At 69.4% G+C, this 2,144-nt stretch carries 2 protein-coding genes and 2 pseudogenes; all 4 read left to right on the top strand.

All coding sequences use genetic code 11. The features are described 5' to 3' along the window. Positions 1–126: 126 nt before the first annotated feature. Positions 127–426 (top strand): annotated as a pseudogene (locus G3I19_RS36240) (alpha/beta family hydrolase); the annotation flags it as partial. 246 nt (positions 427–672) lie between these two features. Next, positions 673–1,329 carry a sigma-70 family RNA polymerase sigma factor gene (locus G3I19_RS36235; RefSeq protein ID WP_250297961.1) on the top strand — a complete coding sequence of 219 codons (657 nt, stop codon included), beginning with the start codon at positions 673–675 and terminating at the stop codon, positions 1,327–1,329. Continuing rightward, positions 1,326–1,640 (top strand): mycothiol system anti-sigma-R factor, encoded by a 315-nt coding sequence (gene rsrA / locus G3I19_RS36230; protein WP_164267908.1) that lies wholly within the window; start codon positions 1,326–1,328, stop codon positions 1,638–1,640. The genes G3I19_RS36235 and rsrA overlap by 4 nt, the downstream gene beginning before the upstream one ends. 282 nt (positions 1,641–1,922) lie before the next feature. Beyond that, positions 1,923–2,144: pseudogene (locus G3I19_RS36225) on the top strand (metal-dependent phosphohydrolase); the annotation flags it as partial.

Below are 2,144 nucleotides of genomic sequence, written 5' to 3'. Positions count from 1 at the left end.
TTCCGCGGCCGCCGGGTAAGACCGGAATCAGTAAAGGATCAGTCAGCTCACAGCTGGTTCACACGATTCGCAGCGGCGCGCGGAAGGGAAGACATGCTCTGGGAAGCCTTCGCATCACTACTGCTCGTCCTGGCGCTGAGCTTCCCGCTGCATCCGCCGGGGAAGCCGGAGAAGTCCAGGCAACGGGAGCTGACCGGGGCCGGGGTCAGCACGCTGGTCGTCCAGGGCGAGCGGGACCCGTTCGGGAAGCCCGCCGAGTTCCCGGGCGCCGCCGAGTTCGGCGCGGGGGACTTCGAGCTGGTGGGGGTCGCGGACGCCGATCACGGCTTCGCCGTGCCGAAGCGGGCCGCGACCGGCCAGGAACAGGCGCTGAAGACCATCACCGACGCGGTGGCCGGGTGGGCGGTGCGGCTGCGGGAATGCTGAGCCGCGGAGCGCTGTTGTCGGAGAACACCGGTACTGGACGCCGGTACCGAGAAGCTTGTTCGTGGAGAGGGAGTCCGTCGCATGGGTTCGACCATCTGCCCGCGCCGCCCGCACACCGCTGACCTGGAGTGGACCGTGCTTCCGGCAGACCGGAGCGCTCCTTCCCGGGCGGCGGGCGGACCGGATCGTCGTCTATCCTCCGATTCGAGTGGGTCCGCATTCGGATCCGCCACGGCGTTGGAGGAGGTGGGTCCGGTCACTGGGACCGACACAGGGACCGAAGACGGCCATGCGGAAGAGACGGCCGCGGAGCGCAATGCGCGCTTCGAGCGGGATGCCCTCGGCTACCTCGACCAGATGTACTCGGCCGCGCTGCGCATGACGCGCAATCCGGCCGATGCCGAGGACCTGGTGCAGGAGACCTATGCGAAGGCGTACGGCTCGTTCCACCAGTTCCGTGAGGGGACCAACCTCAAGGCGTGGATGTACCGCATCCTCACGAACACGTTCATCAACTCGTACCGCAAGAAGCAGCGCGAACCTCAGCGCAGTGCCGCCGAGGAGATCGAGGACTGGCAGCTCGCACGCGCCGAGTCGCACATGTCCACCGGGCTGCGCTCCGCCGAGTCGCAGGCGCTCGACCACCTGCCCGACTCGGATGTGAAGTCCGCACTGCAGGCGATCCCCGAAGAGTTCCGCATCGCGGTGTATCTCGCCGATGTCGAGGGCTTTGCGTACAAGGAGATCGCAGACATCATGGGGACACCCATCGGGACGGTCATGTCCCGGCTGCACCGGGGCCGCCGTCAGCTGCGCGGCATGCTGGAGGACTACGCACGCGACCGCGGGCTTGTCCCGGCGGGCGCCGGAGAGTCGAACGAGGCGAAAGGTTCGGGCTCATGAGCTGCGGAGAGCCGCACGAAACGGACTGCTCCGAGGTCCTGGACCATCTTTACGAGTTCCTCGACCACGAGATGCCGGACAACGACTGCACCAAGTTCGAGGTGCACTTCGAGGAGTGCTCCCCGTGCCTGGAGAAGTACGGCCTCGAACAGGCCGTCAAGAAGCTGGTGAAGCGCTGCTGCGGCAGTGACGACGTACCGGCGGACCTCCGGTCCAAGGTCATGGGACGCATCGATCTGATCCGCTCCGGACAGACGGTGCCCGACCAGGACATCACCGTCACCGACCGGTCGGCGGCCACCCAGGAGTGACTCGCGGCCGGACGGCAGGGGCCTCCCGGCCGCCTCCGGCGCACCACATCACGACATCCACAGCGGGACCACGGCGCGCGCCGTGGTCCCGCTGCTGTGCGCGGTGGTGATGTGGTGCCGGTCCGCGCCCGGTTTCCGCCCCGCGCTCCGGTTTCGGCCCCCGCGCTGTCACCCGATGGGCTGCTGATCCGCAGATGCGGCCCCCCGGCCGTCCGCCCGCGCCTATTCTCCCCAACCTGTACGGACGCCGGAGCCGTGCGGATCCCGGAGGAGGAGGCCGCCATGCGGGCACTGCCGCCGACGGCGCGCGCCTGCGTCCTGTGCGCGGTCCTGGCCGCCGCCTGGTGTGTGCTGCCCGCGCTCACCGACCCCGGCACCCCCTGGACGGCCGTCGCGCTGCTCGCCGCGGTGTACGCAGGATGCGAGCTGCTCGCCCGCAGGTCACCGGGGAGCGGGCCGTTCTTCGCCGTGCCCATCGCCGCCGCTCTGCTGCTGCCGCCCGCG

The organism is Streptomyces sp. SID10853 (assembly GCF_010548145.1).
In the GTDB taxonomy this organism is placed as follows: Bacteria; Actinomycetota; Actinomycetes; order Streptomycetales; family Streptomycetaceae; genus Streptomyces.
Note: the sequence above shows the minus strand (reverse complement) of the source record. Positions and strands in the feature narration are given on the sequence as shown.

Bases quoted from the DNA above. Each gene is read 5' to 3' on its own strand.
- rsrA (WP_164267908.1), top strand. From the start codon at position 1,326: ATGAGCTGCGGAGAGCCGCACGAAACGGACTGCTCCGAGGTCCTGGAC.